Below are 20,519 nucleotides of genomic sequence, written 5' to 3' on the forward strand. Positions count from 1 at the left end.
TTCTACTGACCTATCAGTGCATCTTCCGGATCAGAGCCTTGTTCTTTTCCTTGAAGATGTCATTGTGTGAGGAGACCATGCCATCTTCAGGGGCATCCGATTTGATGAATGTCTTCGCATGATTGGCTGCCTGGGCGGCTTCTGTGAAGCATCCGGCGATCAGCCGGACTTTGCCGTCATAGACGATCTGGTCACCACAGGCATAGATGCCGGGCACGGGTGTGTCCGCGACATCATGGGTCTTGATCATCTGATGGTCGTTGTACCTGATGTCGCCTTCAAGGGAGTTGAGGAATTCACAGTTTGATTCATAGCCGTGGCTGACAAGGACATCGTCGACATCGAGTGACAGACCATTATTGAGTTTGACCGAGGCGATGGCATCACCGGCATCGTTCGGATGGAGCATCTCTATTGCACACTGCGCGCACATCTGAATATTATCTTTCCGGTGAAGGGAGGCGATCATCGCTTCATGCCCCTTCATTTCTTCACTCCTGTAGACCATCGTGACCGAGGCAGCGACTTCCGAGAGTGCATCCGCCCAGTCGACCGCCGTATTGCCGGCGCCTGAGATGAGCACATTCCGGTCTTTGAAGCGTTCGAGCCTTTTGACGGTATAGTGAAGGTTCGTCAGTTCGTATGCTTCAGCGCCTTCGATCTTCAACCTGACTGGAGTGAAGATGCCGCGTCCGGAGGCGATGATCAGTGTCCGGCTGTAGAAGGATCCCCGGTCGGTTACGGTTTCGAAGTGGTCCGCGTGGCGGATGACCGATTGGCATGTCGTCGAGACATGGATTTCAGGGTGGAAGGTCTTTGCCTGGGTGATCATCTGTTGTTTGATATCCTCAGCCGGCTGAGGGGGGATGCCGCCGATGTCCCAAATTATCTTCTCGGGATATATATTGAGTTTTCCGCCAAGTTCCGAATGATGATCGATGAGCTGGACACTCATGCCGCGCAGCCCTGCATAGAAACTTGCATACAAACCTGCAGGCCCTCCGCCGATGATGAGTGTGTCAGAAATATTCATGGCCATTCCCCATTTCTATTGAAATTTCCCCTATTCTCGTTTATTATATAGTCAATGAGAATGATTATCAATATCGACAACTCAAATAAATCATAGCGGGGTAGAAAAATGAAAAAGTTCATCGGGTTATTCGCAATACTTATGGTACTGGTTCTTGCAGCATGTGGCAATTCAGAGGAATCGTCAGAAGAAGCGACGGATGAATCGGCAGCAGGAGAGACGAGCGGAGGTTCGGCAGAGGATGCTTCAAGCGGCATGGTCTCCTACACGACTGATGCAGGCGAGGAGATAGAGATTCCTGAAGATCCACAGCGCATCGTCATCCTCGGGATGAGCTATTTCGGGAATCTGATGCACATGGATGCCAACGTCGTCGGCGCGCATGCGAGGGTGACGGAAAGCGAAGTGCTTGAGCCATACACTGAGGGCATCGAGCTGATTGAAGAGGGGAATATTGAACAGGTGATGAACGTTGACCCGGATTTGATAATTACCTTTAATTCCGACGAAAATTTAGATAAACTGGAAGCGGTAGCTCCTACAATTCCAATCGATTATGCCAAGTGGAACTATCTTGACATCCATAGGGAACTAGGTAAGATTACAGGCAATGAAGAGAAGGCGGAAGAGTGGATCGAGAACTGGGAAGCAGAACTTGAAGCGGACCGTGAAGTGGTCCAGGAGGCCATCGGTGAAGATACAACCGCAAGCGTCATAGAGCAGTTCGCCAAAGACATATATGTATATGGTACAAACTGGGGCCGCGGCACCGAAATCATCTATCAGGGGCTGGATGTAAAAGTGCCTGAAGCCGTCCAGGACGAAGTCGTCGAAACCGGCTGGAAGAAGATTTCCGCTGAGGAGATAGAGAAATATGCGGGCGACTACATGTTCGTCGGCACGGGTGATTCCGGTGCGGACAACGCCTACAAGGACACGGAAGTATGGAACGGCCTCGACGCTGTACAGAATGACAATGTCATCGAATTCGATTCCCCGACATTCTACTATAACGACCCTTATTCATTGGAATACCAGAAGGAGATCATTGTAGACGCATTGACGAAATAAAAATAGGCAGGTGTCATGGATGACGAGTGTAATGCTGAAAGATATAAAAGTCGAACTGAATGAGCGCACGATCCTCAATCGCATCAATATGGAGCTGGTGGAGGGCAAGGTGACGACCATCATCGGCCCGAACGGCTGCGGCAAGTCGACGATGCTGAAGACGATTTCGAGAATCATCTCAGCCAAGGAGGGCGGTGTCTATATCAACGATATGGATATCCGTCAGATGAAGTCGAAGGATGTCGCCAAAAAGGTTGGCATACTCTCCCAGAAGAACCGCCTCCAGTATGATGTCAAAGTGCGCGACCTGGTGAGCTTCAGCCGGTATCCGCACCTGAAACGGTTCCAGAGCCTGAAACCGGACGACTATAAGATCATCGACTGGGCGCTCAAGGAGACCGGCGCCATCGAGTTCAGTGACCGCATGATGAGCGAGCTCTCAGGCGGTCAGGCACAGCGCGTATGGATCAGCCTGCTCCTCGCACAGGGGGCAGATGTCCTGCTGCTCGACGAACCGACGACATACCTCGACATCCACCACCAGCTTGAGACACTTAACATCGTCAAACGGCTGAATGAACAGACGAAGCAGACGGTCGTGATGGTGCTGCATGACATCAACCACGCAATAAAATATTCCGATCACCTCATCATCATGGATCAGGGTGAAATCATAGAAAGTGGCCATCCGACCGATGTGCTGACAAATGACATCCTGAACAATGTATTCAACATCAATGGAAAAATCACCATCGATCCGCTGACAGGCAAACCGATTCTCGCAGATTATGATCTGTTCTGCCAGACAGTCAAAGAGGTCCAGCATGGATCGTAAATGGTATCCTTTGCCCATCGTAGCGATGGGCATTCTTTTGTCTTTTGTGGCAGCGATGATGTTCGGAACGAATACATACACGCTCCAGCAGGTGCTTGAGGTGATTTTCAGCCTGGATATGACGGATCAGGCCCATCAGATCCTGTACGAAATCCGGATGCCCCGTGTGCTCGGCGCACTGCTCGCCGGCTTCATGATCAGCATATCGGGTCTCGTCCTCCAGTCCGTCACGCACAATGACCTGAGTGAGCCGAGCATACTCGGCATCAATGCCGGGGCCAACCTGGCGATCATCGTCGGGGCGCTGGTGCTTCCTACACTGCCGTTCATCGGGGTGATGGGCATCGGTTTTATCGGTGGCATGCTGGTCGGGTTGGTGATCCTTTCAATGACCCGCTACCGCTCTCCGATGCACCTGATTCTGGCCGGCGCCGGAATCAGCCTCTTGCTTTATGCGGTGACGGATTTTCTGGTGATCACATTCGGCCTGGGCCAGTATGTTGCGTTCTTCACGGCAGGCGGTGCTGCCGGACAGTCGATGTCGAATATCGTCCTGGTCTTTCCGATTGCCTTGGTGCTTGCGACCGTACTGCTCTTTTTGGCAAAGGAGCTTGATATCCTCCTGTTCGGGGATGAAATGGCGGTTTCGCTCGGCCAGAATCAGACACTCTATCGCGGAGTGACGCTGGTTCTTGCCATCATGCTTGCAAGCATGGCCGTTGCCATGGTGGGTAACGTGGTGTTCCTGGGATTGCTTGTGCCCCACATCGTCAAGATGCTTTTCGGCAATATGCACCGGTTCACCATCATCTATACCGGGATGCTCGGGGCGATGATATTCGCCTTATCCGACATGTTCGCCAGAGTATTCAATGAAACACCTGTCAACGCCATCATCGCGGTGATCGGCCTGCCTTTCTTCATCTACATCATCAAGAAGCGGGGGCGGAAATATGCGTAACAGTATGAAATTCATCATCATCATCGCCCTGCTCATCGCAATCGTAGTCACTCATCTGCTTACCGGTACCTTCAGTCTGGCTCCCGGCGACCTGATGGATCTACTGATCAATCAGGCAGGGGAGGATGTGCGGCTCGTACTGTTCGAGTTCAGGATGCCGCGCATCATCGTCACCCTGGTCTGTGGCGCAGCCCTTGCATTGAGCGGTCTCATACTGCAGGTCATCTCGAAGAATCCGCTTGCCGACCCGGGCATCATCGGTGTCAATGCCGGCAGCGGATTCGGCGTGGTCCTCTTCATCATGTTCGTCAGCGGCTCGATGAGCCAGCACCTGTATGCACTGCCCCTGATGAGCTTCATCGGCGGCCTTGCGACGGTACTCATCATCTTCTTCCTGTCATTCATGGGCGGGACGTTCAAAAGCAACATATTCATCCTGATCGGTATTGCTACGGCGATGGGGGTGACCGGCTTCGTCTATGTATTCACGTCCATGTTCGATGAAACCCAGATGGAGATGCTGAACCGTTATTTCGCCGGCAACATATGGGGGGATACATGGCCATTCGTCTTCATATCGGTGCCGTATATCCTGATCATCGTGGGTTTTGTCTTCTTCCGCATCAGGGAGATGGGGATGCTGAACCTGGATGATGAAATGCTGATCGGATTTGGCATGAATGTGAACAAGGAAAAGATCATTCTGATCATCCTGTCTGCGATGCTCTCGAGCCTTGCGGTGAGCGTATGTGGTGCCATAAGCTTCATCGGTCTGATTGCACCGCACATCTCAAGGCTCCTGTTCGGTCAGAATATGAAGATCCTGTTCTTCTCTTCCCTTCTGATCGGCGGGGTACTCCTTACGGGAGCAGACCTCGTCGGCAAGCTGCTGCTTGCTCCGATGATCATCCCGACGGGCATCGTAGTGGCACTGATCGGCGGACCCTATTTCCTGAGGCTGCTCCTGAAAGCCAAACAGATATAGAAAAACATGGCAACATGATGGTAATATATAGGAAAGAAGATTTGGAAAGAGGGATGGAATGAAATATTTTGCAGCATTGGCACCGATGAAGGATGCACAGAAAAGCAAGGAATACCGTCAGCAGCACCTGGACTTCCTGAAGGAGCAGAGGGAAGCCGGGCATGTCTTCATGTATGGGAGGTTTGCCGATGGCGCCGGCGGCCTCGTCATCTATCAGGGGGAATCCCTTGAAGCGGTCGAAGAGATCGTCAGACAGGACCCCTATGTGACCAGCGGCGCCCGTCATTATGAGGTCCATGAGTGGGACATGCAGACGGACTACACGATACAGTCATAGAAAACGATGCAAAATATCCAGTTTCCTCTATAATGGGAACTGGATATTTATTTTTCGCAAAAGAAATCGGGGGAAGCCATAATGTCGAAAATATTCATTGTTGAAGACGACATGACGCTTTATGAGGAGTTGAAATTGCGCCTTGGGGAATGGGACCACACGGTCACGGGGGTGTCCGATTTCGGCAATGTCGTGCATGACTTCATCCAGTCTGAACCGGACCTGGTCATCATCGATATTACGCTGCCGAAATATGACGGGTTCTACTGGTGCAGGCGGATCCGTGATATATCGAGTGTGCCGATCATCTTCCTGTCTTCACGGGATCATCCGTCGGATATGGTGATGAGCATGCAGATGGGCAGCGACGACTATATACAGAAACCCTTCAACTTCGAAGTGCTGGTGGCAAAGATCCAGGCGCTCCTGAGACGTGCCTACCAGTACAGAGAGCAGGATATGGATGTGGTCGGATTCCGTGGCGCAGTGTTTGATTTCAAAAAGCTCACGGTCTCGAGGGAGGGGAATGTCCTTGATCTTACCAAAAACGAATCCTTCATCCTCTCCATACTCGTCGGGAGCAGGAATCAGGTCGTTTCAAGGGAGACGCTTATCGAACAGTTGTGGGATGATGCGAAGTTCATCAGCGATAATACGCTGACCGTCAATATCAACCGCATACGCAAAAAGCTCGAGGAGATGGGTCTTGAAGATGCCATCATTACAAAAACCGGACTCGGCTATATGCTGAAGGAGTGAGACTGATGTATCTGAAGCAGCACTTGCCCTGGTGGCTTTTGTTCCTCCTTTTCAACGGGATGATTCTGCTGCTTGGACTTCTGGATGCGGCCATCCCGGATCTTTCCGTCCTCTATATCGTTGCCATCAATAGTGTGCTCCTCGTCATTTTCGCGGCATGGCAGTATGCCAGGGGCAGGCGGTATACGAGGGAACTGCTTTCCCTCGAGGCGGTGGAGGACATCGACACCCTGCCAAAGCCTGTCACGGCCGAGCAGCAGGCCATACATGAGCGCCTGATCAGGGTGAAGCGATCACATGACGAGCGGCTGGACGCGGAGTCGGGCAAAACGAAGGAAAGCCTGGACGGCCTCACCCGCTGGATCCATGATATGAAGATGCCGATGACGACGATGAACCTGCTGATCGACGATCTGGAAGGCCGGGAGAAGGCGAAGCTTGCCAATGAATGGCAGCGGCTTGATGGCATGCTGAATGAGATGCTGTACATGAAGCGCCTGCCGAACATCCGGAATGACCTCTATTTCGAAAGCGTTGAAATTGAACCGCTTGTAAGGCGGAGCATCCAGAAGGTCAGACGCCTGTGCATGGAGAAGGGGGTCGGCTTTGATATCGATCTGGCAGTACAAGAAGTGGAGACGGATGTCAAATGGCTCACGTTCATCCTTGACCAGATCATTACAAACAGTGTCAAATATACGGATGATGATGATGTGCGCATCAGCAGCGCCATGGAAGATGACCGCCTTGTCCTCACCGTCACCGACCATGGCAGGGGGATTCGGAGTGAGGACCTCCCCCGGATATTCGAAGCAGGCTTCACTTCGACCAGCGACCATGAGGATGCACAGGCGACCGGCATGGGGCTGTACCTTGCACAGGAAGCTGCAGCGGCCATGAATATGAAAATTGAAGTGGATTCCGAATATGGGGAAGGCACACGGGTCGTAATCATCTTTCCGGGACGGAATACTTTCCATAGAGTGAAGACCATGTGACGAAAATGTCACATGGTCTTCTGTTTCTGTCATGTAAATCGAACGATTGTCCGACAGGATACATATAGAATATAAGTATGATAAAAAACAGATGGAGGCGTCATTATGATACTGGAAGCAAAGGACATCAAAAAGTCCTATGGCAACAGATTCAACCGGACAGAAGTATTGAAAGGGATTGATATGAATATCGAAAAGGGTGAATTTGTATCCATCATGGGGGCATCAGGGTCCGGAAAGACGACCCTGCTCAATGTACTGAGCTCAATCGATCGTGTGAGCAGCGGCCATATACAGATTGAAGGCGCGGATATCACCCAAATGAAGGACAAGCAGCTTGCGCACTTCAGAAAGAATGATCTCGGGTTCATCTTCCAGGAATACAACCTGCTTGATACATTGACTGTGAAGGAGAATATCCTGCTTCCGCTGTCCATCAGGAATATGAAGAAGGATGAGGTGGACCGTCAGTTCGAACGGGTGGCTGGAGAACTCGGCATCCATGAACTGAGTGGGAAGTATCCGAATGAAATATCCGGCGGCCAGCAGCAGCGTACCAGCGCCGCCCGGGCATTCATACATCAGCCGAAAATCATTTTTGCCGATGAGCCGACAGGGGCGCTGGACTCGAAGTCGGCAAGCAACCTTCTTAAGAAACTCCAGCAGATGAATGTGGCGAGCCTGTCCACCATCATGATGGTGACCCATGACGCGACAGCTGCAAGCTACTCGGGCAGGGTGATCTTCCTGAAGGATGGACTGGTATATTCGACGCTGCGTCGGGGCGGGCGTCCCCAGGAGGAATTCTATAAGGAAATCATGAATACACAGAGCGTGCTGGGCGGTGTCGGCGTTGAATCTTAACCGCATCATCCTGAAGAATTTCTTCAGGAACATCAAAAACTATGGATTGTATATCTTCGCGCTCATTTTCAGTGTTTCCCTGTACTTTTCTTTCGTACTCATGTCGAAGGACGAGAGTGCCGCCGAGGAATTGTCTTCAGGGACGATGATGTCGACCGGATTTGTAGTCGGTTCAGTCCTGTTGATCGTCATCATCGTCACGTTCGTAATGTTTGCAAATACCATCTTCCTGAAGCGGAGGAACCGGGAACTTGCGCTCTTCCAGCTCATCGGACTCAACCGGGGCAGAGTGTTCAGGATACTGGTGCTGGAGAATGCCATCATCTACTTCGGCAGCCTGATGGTGGGCATCCTTTTCGGGTTCCTGCTGTCCAGGATGCTGATGATGATCCTGCTCAGGATCATGCAGGTCGAACTTTCCGTCGGACTCAACTTTTCAATGGCGGCAGTGGGCCAGACGGCGCTGCTGTTCATCGGCATATTCATTCTGCTGATGATTCAGAACTTCATTTTCCTGAAGCGGACAAGACTGCTGCAGATGATGACGATGAATCGGACAAGCGAATCGGATACAAGGCGTCTCGGCACGGGCACAGTGCTGATGGGCGTCCTTGGGCTCGCCATGGTGGCAGTCGGCTATTACTTCTCCACACAGCTGATGGAGAATGTCTCCCTTATCTTTCTGCTTGTATTCGGTGTGCTGGGTCTGACGATCATCGGAACATATATCACATTCAAATTTTCAGTTGCCTTCGTGCTGAACATGATCAGAAAATCGAAGAAGGGACACGTGAGTGTGACGGATGTCCTCTCCCTGACAAGGATCATGTACAAGATGAAGTCCAATGCATTCCTGCTGACGCTGATTGCCGTCATCAGTGCCCTCAGCATCGGCCTCATGTCGCTGTCCTACATCACCTACTACTCTACAGAGAAGATGGTCGAAAATACAATGCCGCATGATTATGTGTTCTATGAAGAGGAAACGTTGGAATTCTATGAGGAATTCCTCGATGAAGAAGGAGTGGATTACGAAAGCATCCAAATGCCGGCGGTCGACTACGAGGCAAAGACGGAAGGTGCAATCAGTGCTGATCTCGAGGCACTGGATTTTAACGGTTCGACTCTGTATGTGAATGTTGTGAGTGAGGCGCATTTTGGTTCAGTCGCACTAGGACCCAATGAAACCATCATCACCGGCACGCCGAGTGTCATGCAGACCTTCATCGACTATACATTGCATGCACCCATGACATTCGTCTCGGATGACTACGAACGTTCGCTTGAACTCGTTGACATAAAGGAGGCGGCGGTTCTTCCAAGCATGGTTTCCTACGGTTCACCTACAGCCATTGTCGACGAAACGGTCTATCAGGAGCTCTCCGAGCATCAGTCCGAAGAGATGCAGGAGCAGGGTGTCAAGATGTTGCATGCCATCGATATCACTGAAGGCGACAGTATGGATATCTTGAATATGATGAATCGTGAGGAGAACCCGGCCTTTGAATCCAAAATACAGCAGCAAACGGGTCAGCTGCAGGCTTCCGGCATGACAATGTTCGTCATTGCGTTTGTCGGCTTCGCATTTCTCGTGACATCAGGATGCATCCTCTATTTCAAGCAGGTCGGTGAAAGCGAGGATGAAAAGGGGAGCTACAATGTACTCAGGAAACTCGGCTTTTCGGAACGTGAAATCATCAGGGGGCTATCGTTCAAAATGATCATCACCTTCGGGGTGCCACTGCTGATCGGCCTGCTGCATGCCTATTTCGCAGTGAACGCCGGATGGTTCCTTTTTGGCACTGAAATGTGGACGCCGATGCTGATTGTGATGGGGGTATATGCACTTTTCTATTCCCTTTTTGCACTGCTGTCACTGGTCCACTACAAGAAAGTCGTGAGGGAAAGCCTGACCTAGATACTGCTAAAGGTATGGCCATTCTGCATTCATATGACGGATGATCATTTTTAATTGCAAGAAATCTGTTTAGACACTATGGGGTGAATCATCATCATCGTTTCATCAGAACCATGTCTGAAAAACCATTATGATGTGTATTGAAGGGAAGACAGTCTACTAGAGTCAATTGTGAAAGATTCTGGAATATTGTCTTCTTTTGGTTGCCTTTAAACAGGTTTGGCACTATAGTGTAGAATAACATCAAATGAGAGGAAACTTCGTGTCTAAACACCCGATTTACGGGAAGAGGAGTACCAGGTAACATATGCGAAGGTAGGGGAAGAATATGAAACAGAAAACCCTCACAGGAATTGTGATGGTACTCGGCCTCATGCTGGTGTTTACTGGATTTGCACCCCAGCAGGCATCTGCTGCCAGTCCGAGTCTACAGAACATGGTTGAAGTCAGGGATAATGACGGAAGCTATGATGCGAATGAAGCCCAGGCGATGATCAACCGGCTCGCTAGGGTGGATGAACGGATCCTGGCTCATACGAACCGTGCGGGCGTCAGAATCATACTTATGGATCAGCCGCTTACAGAACTGCCGGAATTCGAGTATCTTTCAGGTGTAACACCAAGAGGGTGGGAAGGTACAGGACGCACTTGGGATGATGTCCCAGGCGCCGGCGGTTATACGACAGCTGCAAGAATCGGATACAGCAATCCCGGGAACTCACACTCGACAATCAACCTTGAGCTCCATGAATACGGCCATGCCGTGGACAGCTATGCAGCAGGGTTTACAGTAAGTGAGTCGCAGGCGTTCAGGGACATCATGGCACAGGAGAAGGACAACCTTTTCCGCGACCATCAGGTGCCGGGCTACTTCAATACACCAGGTGAATATTTTGCAGAGACATTTGCGATGTATTACCTGGGTGGCAATGCGAGTGCCCGTCTGGCCGAGCGTGCTCCGCAGACTTATCAATTCATGGAGACGTTCCACAACAGACTGGTGACCATCCAGGGCGCGACAGGGAATACTGTGGAATTTTCATGGGACCCGCTTCAGGGTGCGGCATACTATGAAGTGTACCGGGATGACCAGCTAATCGATACGACGCAGGAAGCCCATTACCAGGATGAGGGACTGGACACATCGACGACATACAACTACCATGTCCGTGCAATGGACCAGAATGACAATCCATTGCTGACCTCATATTTCAGGACGGCAACAACCACCAATGTAAGCGATGCCCCTGAAGTGGATACATCCGGACTGGAGCAGACGGTCAATGAAGCGGAACAGATTCCGATGGAATCCCGCACGCCCGAACTCCAATCCGCACTTGAGAACGCGAATGCACTCTTAAACGACGGCCAGATCACCCAGGATCAGCTGGATGAAGCGGACTCTGCACTCTCTACAGCGCTGTCGAACAATGAGGATCAGGAAGTGGCCGAAGAAAGTACTGAAGAGGCCGTACAGGAAGAAAGCACTGAGCCTTCGACGGAAGAAACGGTTGAGGAAAGCACCGAAGAAGCGACGGAAGAGAGTACGGAACCGTCTGCTGAGGAGAGTACAGAAGAGCTGACCGAAGAGGGTACAGAAGAAGCGTCAACTGAAGAGGAGACGCAAGAGGAAGAAACGACTGCAGAACCGACGGAAGAAGAAACAGCAGAGAATGAAGCGTCATCCGAAGAATCTGCAGAGGATGAGACCAGTGAAGAAGCGGTCGATACTGCACAGGAGAGCGAGCAGACTGAATCAGGCGGTTCCAATATCGGGCTGATTATCGGGGCAGTCGTCCTCTTCCTGCTCGGCATCATTGCAGCAATCGTGCTCTTTTTAAGAAGAAGCTAGTTTTGAATATTGAAGTCAGGCATCTGCCTGGCTTCTTTTTGATGCCATAATAATCTATGATGGAAAGAAGATGAAAATAAGAAAGGAAGGTGAAGATGATGCAACTCGTGATGATTGTACTCCCGGTTTTTCTTATATTCGCTACAGGATATATAGCCCAGAAACTGCTTCACATGGATATAAAATCAATCTCCGCATTATCGCTATACATACTGCTGCCGCTGCTGACTTTCGATACATTCTACAGCAACGCAATCACGGTCGACTATCTGTATCTGTTCATATTCTCCCTGGTCATTACAGCCATTCTTGCCGGGGTGACAGTAGCCATAGGTTTTTTCATGAAATCGGACAAGGAGGACATTTCGGCTATGCTGCTCGGCACCCTGTTTCCGAACAGCGGCAACTATGGCTCCCCCGTCGTGCTGTTTGCAATCGGAGCGACTGCATTCGACTACGCCATCGTCCTGATGGTGCTGCACGGCTTCATCATCAGTTCGGTCGGCATATTCATCGCCTCCTTCGGCAATGGGGCAACGATATCTGCAAAGGAAGCACTCGCCAGCATCTTCAGGATTCCGGTCATATATGGAGCACTGGCGGGTGTTCTCCTGCAGCTTGGCAACGTTGGAATCGATGACAAGCTGATGGAAATCATACAGATGACAGGCAATGCGGCGATTCCAGTCGTCATGCTGATCCTCGGAATGCAGCTTGCACAGATTACGAAGGAGAAGTTTGAAGTGAAGGATATTACAACTGTCGTTGTCGTCCGTATGCTCATTTCACCCATAGTGGCAGCAATCCTCGTCCTCTTCATGCCGGTGGATGAGACGATGAAGCTGGTATTCATCATACTGAACGCGATGCCTGTTGCCGCCAACTCGACCATGCTTGCAGTGCAGTTCAATGTAAAGCCCAACCTCGTTTCCTTCTCTACATTGGTGACCACATTAATCAGCCTTATTACGATACCCATATGTCTCATCCTGCTCGGCATTTAAAAAGTCAAAAGGGTAAATTTCAGAATTTTTACTTGACTTTATGCAAACGGTTTCTTACACTTAGGTTAATGTTTACTGTTTACATTTCAGAATATTCACGGAGGTGGAAACAATTTGATTACCAAAACGAATATCGCTTCTCAAATTGTCGATCATCTTCGCAAAGACATCATATTGGGAAAATACAAAAAAGGGGATGCCCTGGTGGAAACCGCTCTGTCCCATGAACTTGGAGTCAGCCGCGGCCCGGTCAGGGAGGCGATTGGAAAGTTGGTTGCCGAAAATCTGCTGGAGAAACATTCCAATGGACGTACGGCAGTAATCGGTTTTGAACAGAAGGACATCGAGAACCTTTACGACACACGGATTCTTCTTGAGACCCATGCACTTGGGCAGATCGATTCCGAAAGGTTCAGGAACAACAAGGACAGGCTGCTGCTGTACATTCAGCAGATGGAGGAAGCGGACTATTATAAACAGCGCGACATCGAGATCGATTTGGCTTTCCACCACCTGCTGGTCAGGATGGCGGATAACACCAGCCTCTCACATCTATGGTCGGCACAGCGCGATATCTTTAGGACGCTGATCGACATTACGAGCGAAGCGGCGCTGACGAACCAGGAGGAGATCATCCAGCAGCATATGGATATCGTCCAGGCACTCGAAAGGGATGAGGTCCAGAAGGCCCAGCAGCTGCTTACCGACCATCTCAGACAGGCGTGTGAATACTGCTGCAACAGTAAGGAACTTAAAAAATAGAAAGAGGGATGGAAATGACAAACAACAAAATTAAATGCGCAATCATCGGATCCGGAAATATCGGAACCGACCTGATGATCAAACTGATGAGAAGTGACATACTTGAAGTAACTGCATTGATTGGTATCGATCCGGAATCGAAGGGCTTGAAAAAGGCTGAGGAGAATGGTCTCGTTGCCATTTCAAACGGTATTGAAGGCCTGAAGGAACAGCCTGAACTGGCAGATATCGTATATGAAGCAACCTCAGCTAAAGCACATGCACACAATGCACCGATACTTAAGGAGATGGGCAAGAAAGCCATCGACCTGACACCTGCTGCAGTCGGGCCTTTCCTTGTACCATCCGTCAATCTCAAAGAAGAGGAGATACCGCACCTGGACAACGTGAACATGGTGACCTGCGGCGGCCAGGCGACAATCCCGATGGTCAAAGCAGTGTCGGATGTCCTCGATGTGGATTACGCAGAAATTGTTGCCTCGATTTCCAGCAAAAGTGCCGGTCCGGGTACAAGGCAGAATATAGATGAATTCACAGTGACGACAGCGAGAGCATTGAAGGAAGTGGGCGGTGCCAAGGAATCGAAGGCGATCATTACACTGAACCCTGCCGATCCGCCGATATTGATGAGAAACACGATTCATGTGAAGACGGCCGGCTCTGCCGAGGACAAGAAGGCTGAAATTGAAGCATCACTTGAAAAGATGCTTGGTAATGTACAGGATTATGTGCCTGGCTACAGGTTCAAGGCAGACCCGGTGATCAAAGGCGACATCGTCACCGTGTCCGTGGAAGTTGAAGGGAACGGGGACTTCCTGCCGGAGTATGCAGGGAACCTCGACATCATCACATCTGCTGCTGTAAAGACTGGGGAAGTCATCGCACAAAGTATGCAAAAAGAAGGGGTGCTTAAATAATGGGTAGAAAAGTAACGATTAATGATGTAACGCTGCGCGACGGGATGCACGCCATCCGCCACCAGTATTCGAAGGAGCAGATCGCCGAACTCACACGGGCGATTGACGACTCCGGCGCGGATATCATTGAAGCGACCCATGGGGATGGACTGGGCGGCAGTTCCATACAATATGGCTTTTCAAAGGAAAGTGAAGAGGATATCATCCGGACGGCTGTAGATAATGCCAAAAATGCAAAGGTCGGCGTCCTCCTGCTTCCAGGCATCGGTGTCATCGAACACCTGGAGAAAGCACATTCATACGGAGCACAGGTAGCCAGGGTGGCGACACACTGTACAGAAGCGGATGTGTCTGAGCAGCATATCGGCAAAGCAGCCCAGCTCGGCATGGACACGGTCGGTTTCCTCATGATGTCCCACAGGACCACACCCGAAAACCTTCTGGAAGAAGCGAAGAAGATGGAATCGTACGGAGCAGGCACGATCTATGTGGTCGATTCCGCCGGTGCCCTGACAATGGATGACACAAGACAGCGTGTTTCCCTGTTCAAGGAAAACCTCTCCAGCGGAACGGAAATCGGATTCCACGGCCACAACAACCTCTCTCTTGGGGTGGCGAACTCCATCGTAGCGATTGAAGAAGGGGCCAATCGGATAGATGCAAGCCTCGCCGGCATGGGAGCCGGTGCAGGAAACACGGCGACAGAACAGCTGGTGGCAGTGATGAACCGGATGGACATCTCACACAGCCTCGACCTGTACAAGACGATGGATGCGGCAGAGAATCTGATGAAGCCGATGATGGAAAGGCCTGTACAGATCGACCGCCTGTCATTGACGCTGGGCTACACAGGCGTCTACTCCAGCTTCCTGCTGTTTGCTGAACGTGCAGGAAAAGAGTATGGTGTCGATGCCCGGGACATTCTGACAAGGATATCCGAAATGGGCGCCGTCGGCGGCCAGGAAGACTGGATTGTCGGTGTTGCACAGGAACTCGCAAAAGAGAAGCAGAACGCATGACTGATGAAAGCTCAAGACACCTGGTCTTGAGCTTTCTTTCTGCAATTCATAAAGGAGGCATTCTATGAAAGTTTCAGTTGAGGACAAGCGTATCAGAGAGAAGAATATACCGAAAAATGACCGGAAGATCGTTTCCACTGCAAATTCCATGGGGATACTGCGCATCCAGGTCGCCAAGCATATCGGCGTGGAAAGGATGGACAGCTTCCTTTTCCAGTTCGGCTGGGAAATGGGGAAGGCAGACGGACTTGAGCTGATGAAGACAGGTCAACCATTGGCACAGCTTGTGGTGGATGGACCGATAAAGCATATAAAATCGGGTCACATCAATGGAGTGGACCACCGGTGCGATATAGAATACAACGCGGATGGGTCATTAAAGACGCTGATAGGCCGCGGAGAATGGTTCGGATCCTATGAAGTGGAACAGCATATGGAGCACTTCGGTCTATCGGACGAGCCGGTCTGCCATACTCTGGCCGGCTATTCAAGCGGATTCATGTCCACAATTTTCAAGAAGCCATTGATTGCAAAAGAGATTACGTGTGTGGGGGCGGGGCATGACAGCTGCCAATGGATGGTCCGTCCTGAGGAAGTATGGGGGGAGGACGTCAAACAGAGCGTCAAGGACCTCCTCGACCGCACCCCTATTCTTGAAGAGCTTGAATATACATATGACAATCTGCTGGAGCAGACCGAATTCATCACCAGACTTTCAAGCTTTCAGAAGGAACTTACAGGTGAAGTGGTGAACGGCAGAGGGCTGCAGGATATCACCGATAAGGCGGGAAAGATACTTAAATCACCTGTGACGATAGAAAATCTATCCATGGAAACGATAGCCAGTTCCGGTCTGACTGAAGAAGAAAGGGAAGACCTGTATGAAGCGACGGTTAAACTGGTGCCGAATTTCCTTGTCAAAGAGCAGAATAGATATACGCTTTCCTCGAGAAAGGAAATTTTTGAACTGGAACACTATAACCGTGTCGTCGTTCCTGTTCTAGTCCAGAAGCAGCTTCTTGGTTACTGTTCGATGATCACTGGAAAGAAGGAATCCGGTGACTATGAGGCGGAGTATCTGTACTTGGAGCACCTTGCCAGTGCAGCCGCACTTGTTCTTCTTAATGAGAAGGCAGCATTTGAATCATTGGGACGTATGAAAGGCAGTTACCTGGAACAGGTGCTCAATGAAGAAATTCCCAAAGCGGAATTGCTGAAACGCGGTAAATTCATAGACATTGATTTTTCACAACCGTATCGGCTCGTCGCTGTGGATTATGATAATGAAAAAGAGACACTTGAGGAAGAATTCAATTTCCAGGAGCAGCTGCTGGATTTGACCTATCAGTACTACCGTAACAGAGGACAGCAGGTGCTGACAGGATACAAGGATGATAAGCTCATCATCATGCTCTTCGATCCGGAACGCATGGATGAAATCATGGACGACTATACATCATATATCGGGCAGTACCTGAAACATATGAACTTCCACATGGGGATAAGCGGGGTCAGACAGGACATTGAAAATGCGGTGAAAGGATATGAAGAAGCACGTATTGCATTGAGATTGGCCATCCGTAAGGACCGCCTTTACTACGATGAGCTCGGTGTAGTAGGTGTACTGATCAATTCAAACAATGTTGAAAGTATCCAAATGTTGGCACAGGATCAGTTAAAGTCCCTCTATGATATTGAAAATCACAAAAGTCATGAGTTATTTGAAACCCTGTACTGCTTTTTGGGAAATGGGGGCAATTTGAAGAATACTGCGAATGATCTCTCCCTGTCGATGAGTGGGCTCAGACACCGGATTCAACGGATAGAAGATCTTCTGGAAAAGGATTTGCGTGATCCGGAAGTGAGTAACAATCTATTGCTTATAATGAAAGCGCTTATCGTTTTGAAGGATATTAAGTTTTAAGTATTGGGGTGGGTAGCTGTAAGATGAACAAAAAGTGTTCATTTATTTTTAAACCAAGAACATTTCATGCTCTAGTTATCAGAAAATTTTTGAATTAGAATAAGGACTATAGTTTTGAAATCGCATACATTACAGAATTTTCTGATGAGAGGAATGATTTATATGGCCCAGCAACTGGTTAAGCAACCTGAATTAACTGAAGAAGCACTTCTTGAAGGTGCACGACGTGTCGGTGAACTGGCGGAATCACAAGCCAAACAGGCTGAGGAAGATGCGAGCGTATCATCTGAAGTAGTTGAATTGATGAAAGAGGTGGGCATCACCCAGATGATGGTTCCCAAAAATCAGGGTGGACCAGATGTCAGCCTGAGGACTTTTGTAAAAGTGCTCAGAAAAGTTGCCAATTATAACGTATCGGCAGCATGGCTCACCTTCCTTTATCCACTGCACAATATGCTTCCGGCCTACTTGCCGAAGGAAAGCCAGGAAAAGATCTACAATGATGGTGGATTGATTGCAGATATATTTGCAGCAGTAGGAGAAGCTGAAAGAGTAGAAGGCGGATATAGGGTAAGCGGCAAATGGAATTTTGTGAGCGGCATCAACCACGCAAGCTGGGTCGGTGTCGGTGTAAAGGTGGATAATGGAGAAGGCGGAAAAGAAGTCATACTTCCGATGTTGTACAAAGACCAGTTCACAATCGTAGAAAATTGGGATACTTTTGGACTGCGGGGTAGTGGAAGCAACCAGATCATCGTCGAAGATGTATTTGTACCGGATGATATGATCTTCATGCCGGAGCAGGCTGAAGAAATCCGTCGTCCTGCAGATGACGATTATGAAAAGGATTACCCGCTATACCATGTGCCTCTGTTCCCGGCATTCTACTTCGGTTTCCCTGTCATGGCAGTAGGCGCTGCCGAAAGAATGATCGAGGAATTCAAGAAGGCGACTGAGAAGCGCGTGCGCCTCATGGATGGTGTGAGAGAAAGCGAATCCCCAAGAAGCCAGAGGGTCATGGCTGAAATAACGACGGAATTGAAGACGGCGGAAGCATTGCTCGATAAATACATCACATTGCTTGAAGAATATGAAGAAAATGGTGCCGAGACACCAAACTCCGAGTTCTTTGCACTTCGTACGAAGATCATCAAAACGACGACTGAAATCGGCATGAGGATTTTGCTTACTCTTGGCGGTGGCGCGCTTTACAAAGGCGGACCAATCGAACTTTTCTTCAGGGATATCGTATCTCTTGCAACACACAAGACTTCTCTCTACGAAGACTCAGTTGCAGCATATGGACAGGATCTATTCGGCTTTGACAGTAAGGTAAGAGGTTAAAATTCAAATATAAAAGCAAAGGATTGAACGCGATGATTTTAAGACTGGGACAAATTGAGCTATATGTAACAGATTTGGCAGAATCAGAAAAGTTCTATGTAGACACACTTGGCTTCATCAAAGTGAATAAAACAGACGAGAGCCTTTATCTTAAAGCTACAGACGAATTTGATATCTATACACTTGTGCTGACAAAGAGAGAAGAAGCATCACTTGCAAGCTTTGGTCTCAGAGTGTCCAGTGAAGAGTATCTGGACGAGCTCGAGAAGAAGCATCATGAGATGGGCATTGAAACGGAAATGGTCGAAAGTTCCCATCCGGGTCGTGGGCGGACGCTCAGAGTCGCTGAACCGAGCGGTCATCCTGTAGAATTCTATCACGCAATGGAGCAAGTGGACGTGGGCAAAGGAGCAATGGGAGTCGACAAACTGCCGATGCGCAATACACACATTTTCAACGGAATACCGCCTGTACGCATCGATCACATGAATCTCCGTGTGACTGATGTAGATAAAGCTTGGGAATACTGGGAAGCGATCGGCTTCAGCATTTCAGAATTCGTCCAGGATGGCGATGAAAAGTTCGCTGCATGGACAAGGGCTAAAACGTCCACACACGATGTTGCGCTCGTAAAACAGGATGAGGCGGCACTCCACCACATTGCCTACATCGTTGATGGAGTGGCAGGTGTTGTCCGTACAGCAGACCTTCTCGCAGATGCCGGATACCGCGATGCTGTAGAGTATGGCCCGGGGCGTCATGGTGTCAGTAATGCATTCTTCCTGTATATCAGGGATCCGGATGGCCACCGCATCGAAATCTATTCTGGCGACTACAACCGTGATACGGACCTGCCGCCAATCGGCTGGACGAAAGAAGACTACGATGCCAACGGCAGGCTCTGGTGGGGTCCTTCTGTACCAGACCGTTTCTTCGAAACAACACCGGTCAACAAGGACTGGGTGAAACCTAAAATAAATAACTAGAAATAGACAATTGACTACTGAATATATCTATAATATTTGAAATATGAAAGGGGAATTTTTGTGTCACTTTGGACTGAAGTACAGGATATTGAATTTAAATTGTATTATTTGGATGCTAATGGTGTGAAAACGCGTGTAATGGAATCAGGAACAGGTGAACCTCTAATCCTGATGCATGGCACTGGCGGCCATATTGAAGCATATGGCAAGAACATCAAAGGACTAGCTGAAGATTTCAGGGTCATCTGCATCGACATGCTTGGCCATGGCTATACGGATAAGCCGAACAAGCCATATGGAATCGATGCATACAGCGATCATCTGCTGGACGTCATCAATGCCCTGGGACTTGAAGAAGTGTATCTCTCCGGTGAATCACTTGGCGGCTGGGTTGCCGCATGGTTTGCAGCGGAACACCCTGAATACGTCAAGGCGATGGTGCTGAATACACCAGGCAATGTCAACAGCGATCCTGAAATCATGGCAAGACTCAAGGAATCCACTATCAAAGCGGTCGTTGAAGCGAACTATGAGAATGTCAAAACACGCCTTGAATGGCTGATGTACGACAAAAGTGTCGTAACAGATGAACTGATCCAGTCAAGATACGATATCTATACACAACCTTCCTATCAGGAAGCGGTATACAATATCGTCCACCTTCAAGATCCGGAAGCACGCAGCCAGTATATCTGGGACCCTTCCTGGTGCAGCAAAATAAAGGCGCCAACGCTGCTTGCATGGACAGACCATGATCCGACTTCCACAGTCGAGCAGGCAAAACCGATTCAGGATATGATTCCAGGAGCGGAACTGACTGTAATTGAAGATGCAGGACACTGGCCACAATGGGAGCAGGTTGAAGAGTTCAATAAGGTCATCAAGGATTTTCTTAAGGCACCAGTAAAGTAGACAAATAGATGGGCGTCTCCCGGGACACCCATCTTTTC

At 49.5% G+C, this 20,519-nt stretch carries 19 protein-coding genes; 18 read left to right on the forward strand and 1 reads right to left on the reverse strand.

Annotated elements, in window-relative coordinates:
- Nucleotides 1-13: 13 nt before the first annotated feature.
- The gene (locus LLU09_RS08365) at nucleotides 14-1,033 is read right to left on the reverse strand and encodes an NAD(P)/FAD-dependent oxidoreductase (RefSeq protein WP_228311346.1); all 1,020 of its coding nucleotides are present in this window, start codon (nucleotides 1,031-1,033) and stop codon (nucleotides 14-16) included.
- A gap of 108 nt (nucleotides 1,034-1,141) precedes the next feature.
- Between LLU09_RS08365 and LLU09_RS08370 the strand changes: the two genes are divergently transcribed.
- From LLU09_RS08370 to LLU09_RS08455, 18 genes are all read left to right on the forward strand, one after another.
- Complete coding sequence (locus LLU09_RS08370) at nucleotides 1,142-2,104, forward strand: ABC transporter substrate-binding protein (protein WP_228311347.1); 963 nt, start codon at nucleotides 1,142-1,144, stop codon at nucleotides 2,102-2,104.
- 19 nt (nucleotides 2,105-2,123) lie between these two features.
- On the forward strand, nucleotides 2,124-2,939 hold the full coding sequence (locus LLU09_RS08375; protein ID WP_228311348.1) for an ABC transporter ATP-binding protein: 816 nt from the start codon (nucleotides 2,124-2,126) through the stop codon (nucleotides 2,937-2,939).
- Nucleotides 2,929-3,900: a FecCD family ABC transporter permease gene (locus LLU09_RS08380; protein WP_228311349.1), complete on the forward strand. Its 972-nt coding sequence runs from the start codon at nucleotides 2,929-2,931 to the stop codon at nucleotides 3,898-3,900. Before LLU09_RS08375 ends, LLU09_RS08380 begins: the two co-directional genes overlap by 11 nt.
- Nucleotides 3,893-4,885 carry a FecCD family ABC transporter permease gene (locus LLU09_RS08385; protein WP_228311350.1) on the forward strand — a complete coding sequence of 331 codons (993 nt, stop codon included), beginning with the start codon at nucleotides 3,893-3,895 and terminating at the stop codon, nucleotides 4,883-4,885. The genes LLU09_RS08380 and LLU09_RS08385 overlap by 8 nt, the downstream gene beginning before the upstream one ends.
- Before the next feature lie 58 nt (nucleotides 4,886-4,943).
- Nucleotides 4,944-5,222, forward strand: coding sequence for a YciI family protein (locus LLU09_RS08390; protein ID WP_222999590.1), 279 nt, complete (start codon nucleotides 4,944-4,946; stop codon nucleotides 5,220-5,222).
- Nucleotides 5,223-5,303: 81 nt separating this feature from the next.
- A complete protein-coding gene (locus LLU09_RS08395) occupies nucleotides 5,304-5,981 on the forward strand; it encodes a response regulator transcription factor (protein WP_228311351.1) in 678 nt (225 codons plus the stop codon).
- 5 nt (nucleotides 5,982-5,986) lie between these two features.
- Nucleotides 5,987-6,979, forward strand: coding sequence for a sensor histidine kinase (locus tag LLU09_RS08400; RefSeq protein ID WP_228311352.1), 993 nt, complete (start codon nucleotides 5,987-5,989; stop codon nucleotides 6,977-6,979).
- A gap of 102 nt (nucleotides 6,980-7,081) precedes the next feature.
- A complete protein-coding gene (locus LLU09_RS08405) occupies nucleotides 7,082-7,843 on the forward strand; it encodes an ABC transporter ATP-binding protein (RefSeq protein ID WP_228311483.1) in 762 nt (253 codons plus the stop codon).
- Complete coding sequence (locus LLU09_RS08410) at nucleotides 7,833-9,761, forward strand: FtsX-like permease family protein (protein WP_228311353.1); 1,929 nt, start codon at nucleotides 7,833-7,835, stop codon at nucleotides 9,759-9,761. Before LLU09_RS08405 ends, LLU09_RS08410 begins: the two co-directional genes overlap by 11 nt.
- 328 nt (nucleotides 9,762-10,089) lie before the next feature.
- Complete coding sequence (locus LLU09_RS08415) at nucleotides 10,090-11,613, forward strand: anthrax toxin lethal factor-related metalloendopeptidase (protein ID WP_228311354.1); 1,524 nt, start codon at nucleotides 10,090-10,092, stop codon at nucleotides 11,611-11,613.
- 110 nt (nucleotides 11,614-11,723) lie between these two features.
- A complete protein-coding gene (locus LLU09_RS08420) occupies nucleotides 11,724-12,617 on the forward strand; it encodes an AEC family transporter (RefSeq protein WP_228311484.1) in 894 nt (297 codons plus the stop codon).
- Nucleotides 12,618-12,731: 114 nt separating this feature from the next.
- On the forward strand, nucleotides 12,732-13,379 hold the full coding sequence (locus LLU09_RS08425; RefSeq protein WP_228311355.1) for a GntR family transcriptional regulator: 648 nt from the start codon (nucleotides 12,732-12,734) through the stop codon (nucleotides 13,377-13,379).
- Nucleotides 13,380-13,393: 14 nt separating this feature from the next.
- On the forward strand, nucleotides 13,394-14,296 hold the full coding sequence (locus LLU09_RS08430; protein ID WP_040106070.1) for an acetaldehyde dehydrogenase (acetylating): 903 nt from the start codon (nucleotides 13,394-13,396) through the stop codon (nucleotides 14,294-14,296).
- Nucleotides 14,296-15,315: a 4-hydroxy-2-oxovalerate aldolase gene (gene dmpG / locus LLU09_RS08435; RefSeq protein ID WP_228311356.1), complete on the forward strand. Its 1,020-nt coding sequence runs from the start codon at nucleotides 14,296-14,298 to the stop codon at nucleotides 15,313-15,315. Before LLU09_RS08430 ends, dmpG begins: the two co-directional genes overlap by 1 nt.
- A gap of 64 nt (nucleotides 15,316-15,379) precedes the next feature.
- The gene (locus LLU09_RS08440) at nucleotides 15,380-17,239 is read left to right on the forward strand and encodes a V4R domain-containing protein (RefSeq protein WP_228311357.1); all 1,860 of its coding nucleotides are present in this window, start codon (nucleotides 15,380-15,382) and stop codon (nucleotides 17,237-17,239) included.
- Nucleotides 17,240-17,401: 162 nt separating this feature from the next.
- A complete protein-coding gene (locus tag LLU09_RS08445; RefSeq protein ID WP_228311358.1) occupies nucleotides 17,402-18,583 on the forward strand; it encodes an acyl-CoA dehydrogenase family protein in 1,182 nt (393 codons plus the stop codon).
- Between the two features lie 32 nt (nucleotides 18,584-18,615).
- Nucleotides 18,616-19,569, forward strand: coding sequence for a 3,4-dihydroxyphenylacetate 2,3-dioxygenase (hpaD, locus tag LLU09_RS08450; RefSeq protein WP_040106067.1), 954 nt, complete (start codon nucleotides 18,616-18,618; stop codon nucleotides 19,567-19,569).
- A gap of 123 nt (nucleotides 19,570-19,692) precedes the next feature.
- A complete protein-coding gene (locus tag LLU09_RS08455; RefSeq protein ID WP_228311359.1) occupies nucleotides 19,693-20,481 on the forward strand; it encodes an alpha/beta fold hydrolase in 789 nt (262 codons plus the stop codon).
- Nucleotides 20,482-20,519: the final 38 nt, after the last annotated feature.

The organism is Salinicoccus sp. RF5, from assembly GCF_020786625.1.
GTDB lineage: Bacteria > Bacillota > Bacilli > Staphylococcales > Salinicoccaceae > Salinicoccus.

Coding starts and splice junctions, on each gene's coding strand:
- LLU09_RS08445 (WP_228311358.1), top strand. CDS start 17,402: ATGGCCCAGCAACTGGTTAAGCAACCTGAATTAACTGAAGAAGCACTT.
- LLU09_RS08440 (WP_228311357.1), top strand. CDS start 15,380: ATGAAAGTTTCAGTTGAGGACAAGCGTATCAGAGAGAAGAATATACCG.
- LLU09_RS08400 (WP_228311352.1), top strand. CDS start 5,987: ATGTATCTGAAGCAGCACTTGCCCTGGTGGCTTTTGTTCCTCCTTTTC.
- LLU09_RS08390 (WP_222999590.1), top strand. CDS start 4,944: ATGAAATATTTTGCAGCATTGGCACCGATGAAGGATGCACAGAAAAGC.
- LLU09_RS08430 (WP_040106070.1), top strand. CDS start 13,394: ATGACAAACAACAAAATTAAATGCGCAATCATCGGATCCGGAAATATC.
- LLU09_RS08380 (WP_228311349.1), top strand. CDS start 2,929: ATGGATCGTAAATGGTATCCTTTGCCCATCGTAGCGATGGGCATTCTT.
- LLU09_RS08415 (WP_228311354.1), top strand. CDS start 10,090: ATGAAACAGAAAACCCTCACAGGAATTGTGATGGTACTCGGCCTCATG.
- LLU09_RS08365 (WP_228311346.1), bottom strand. CDS start 1,033: ATGAATATTTCTGACACACTCATCATCGGCGGAGGGCCTGCAGGTTTG.
- hpaD (WP_040106067.1), top strand. CDS start 18,616: ATGATTTTAAGACTGGGACAAATTGAGCTATATGTAACAGATTTGGCA.
- dmpG (WP_228311356.1), top strand. CDS start 14,296: ATGGGTAGAAAAGTAACGATTAATGATGTAACGCTGCGCGACGGGATG.
- LLU09_RS08420 (WP_228311484.1), top strand. CDS start 11,724: ATGATTGTACTCCCGGTTTTTCTTATATTCGCTACAGGATATATAGCC.
- LLU09_RS08370 (WP_228311347.1), top strand. CDS start 1,142: ATGAAAAAGTTCATCGGGTTATTCGCAATACTTATGGTACTGGTTCTT.
- LLU09_RS08395 (WP_228311351.1), top strand. CDS start 5,304: ATGTCGAAAATATTCATTGTTGAAGACGACATGACGCTTTATGAGGAG.
- LLU09_RS08385 (WP_228311350.1), top strand. CDS start 3,893: ATGCGTAACAGTATGAAATTCATCATCATCATCGCCCTGCTCATCGCA.
- LLU09_RS08375 (WP_228311348.1), top strand. CDS start 2,124: ATGACGAGTGTAATGCTGAAAGATATAAAAGTCGAACTGAATGAGCGC.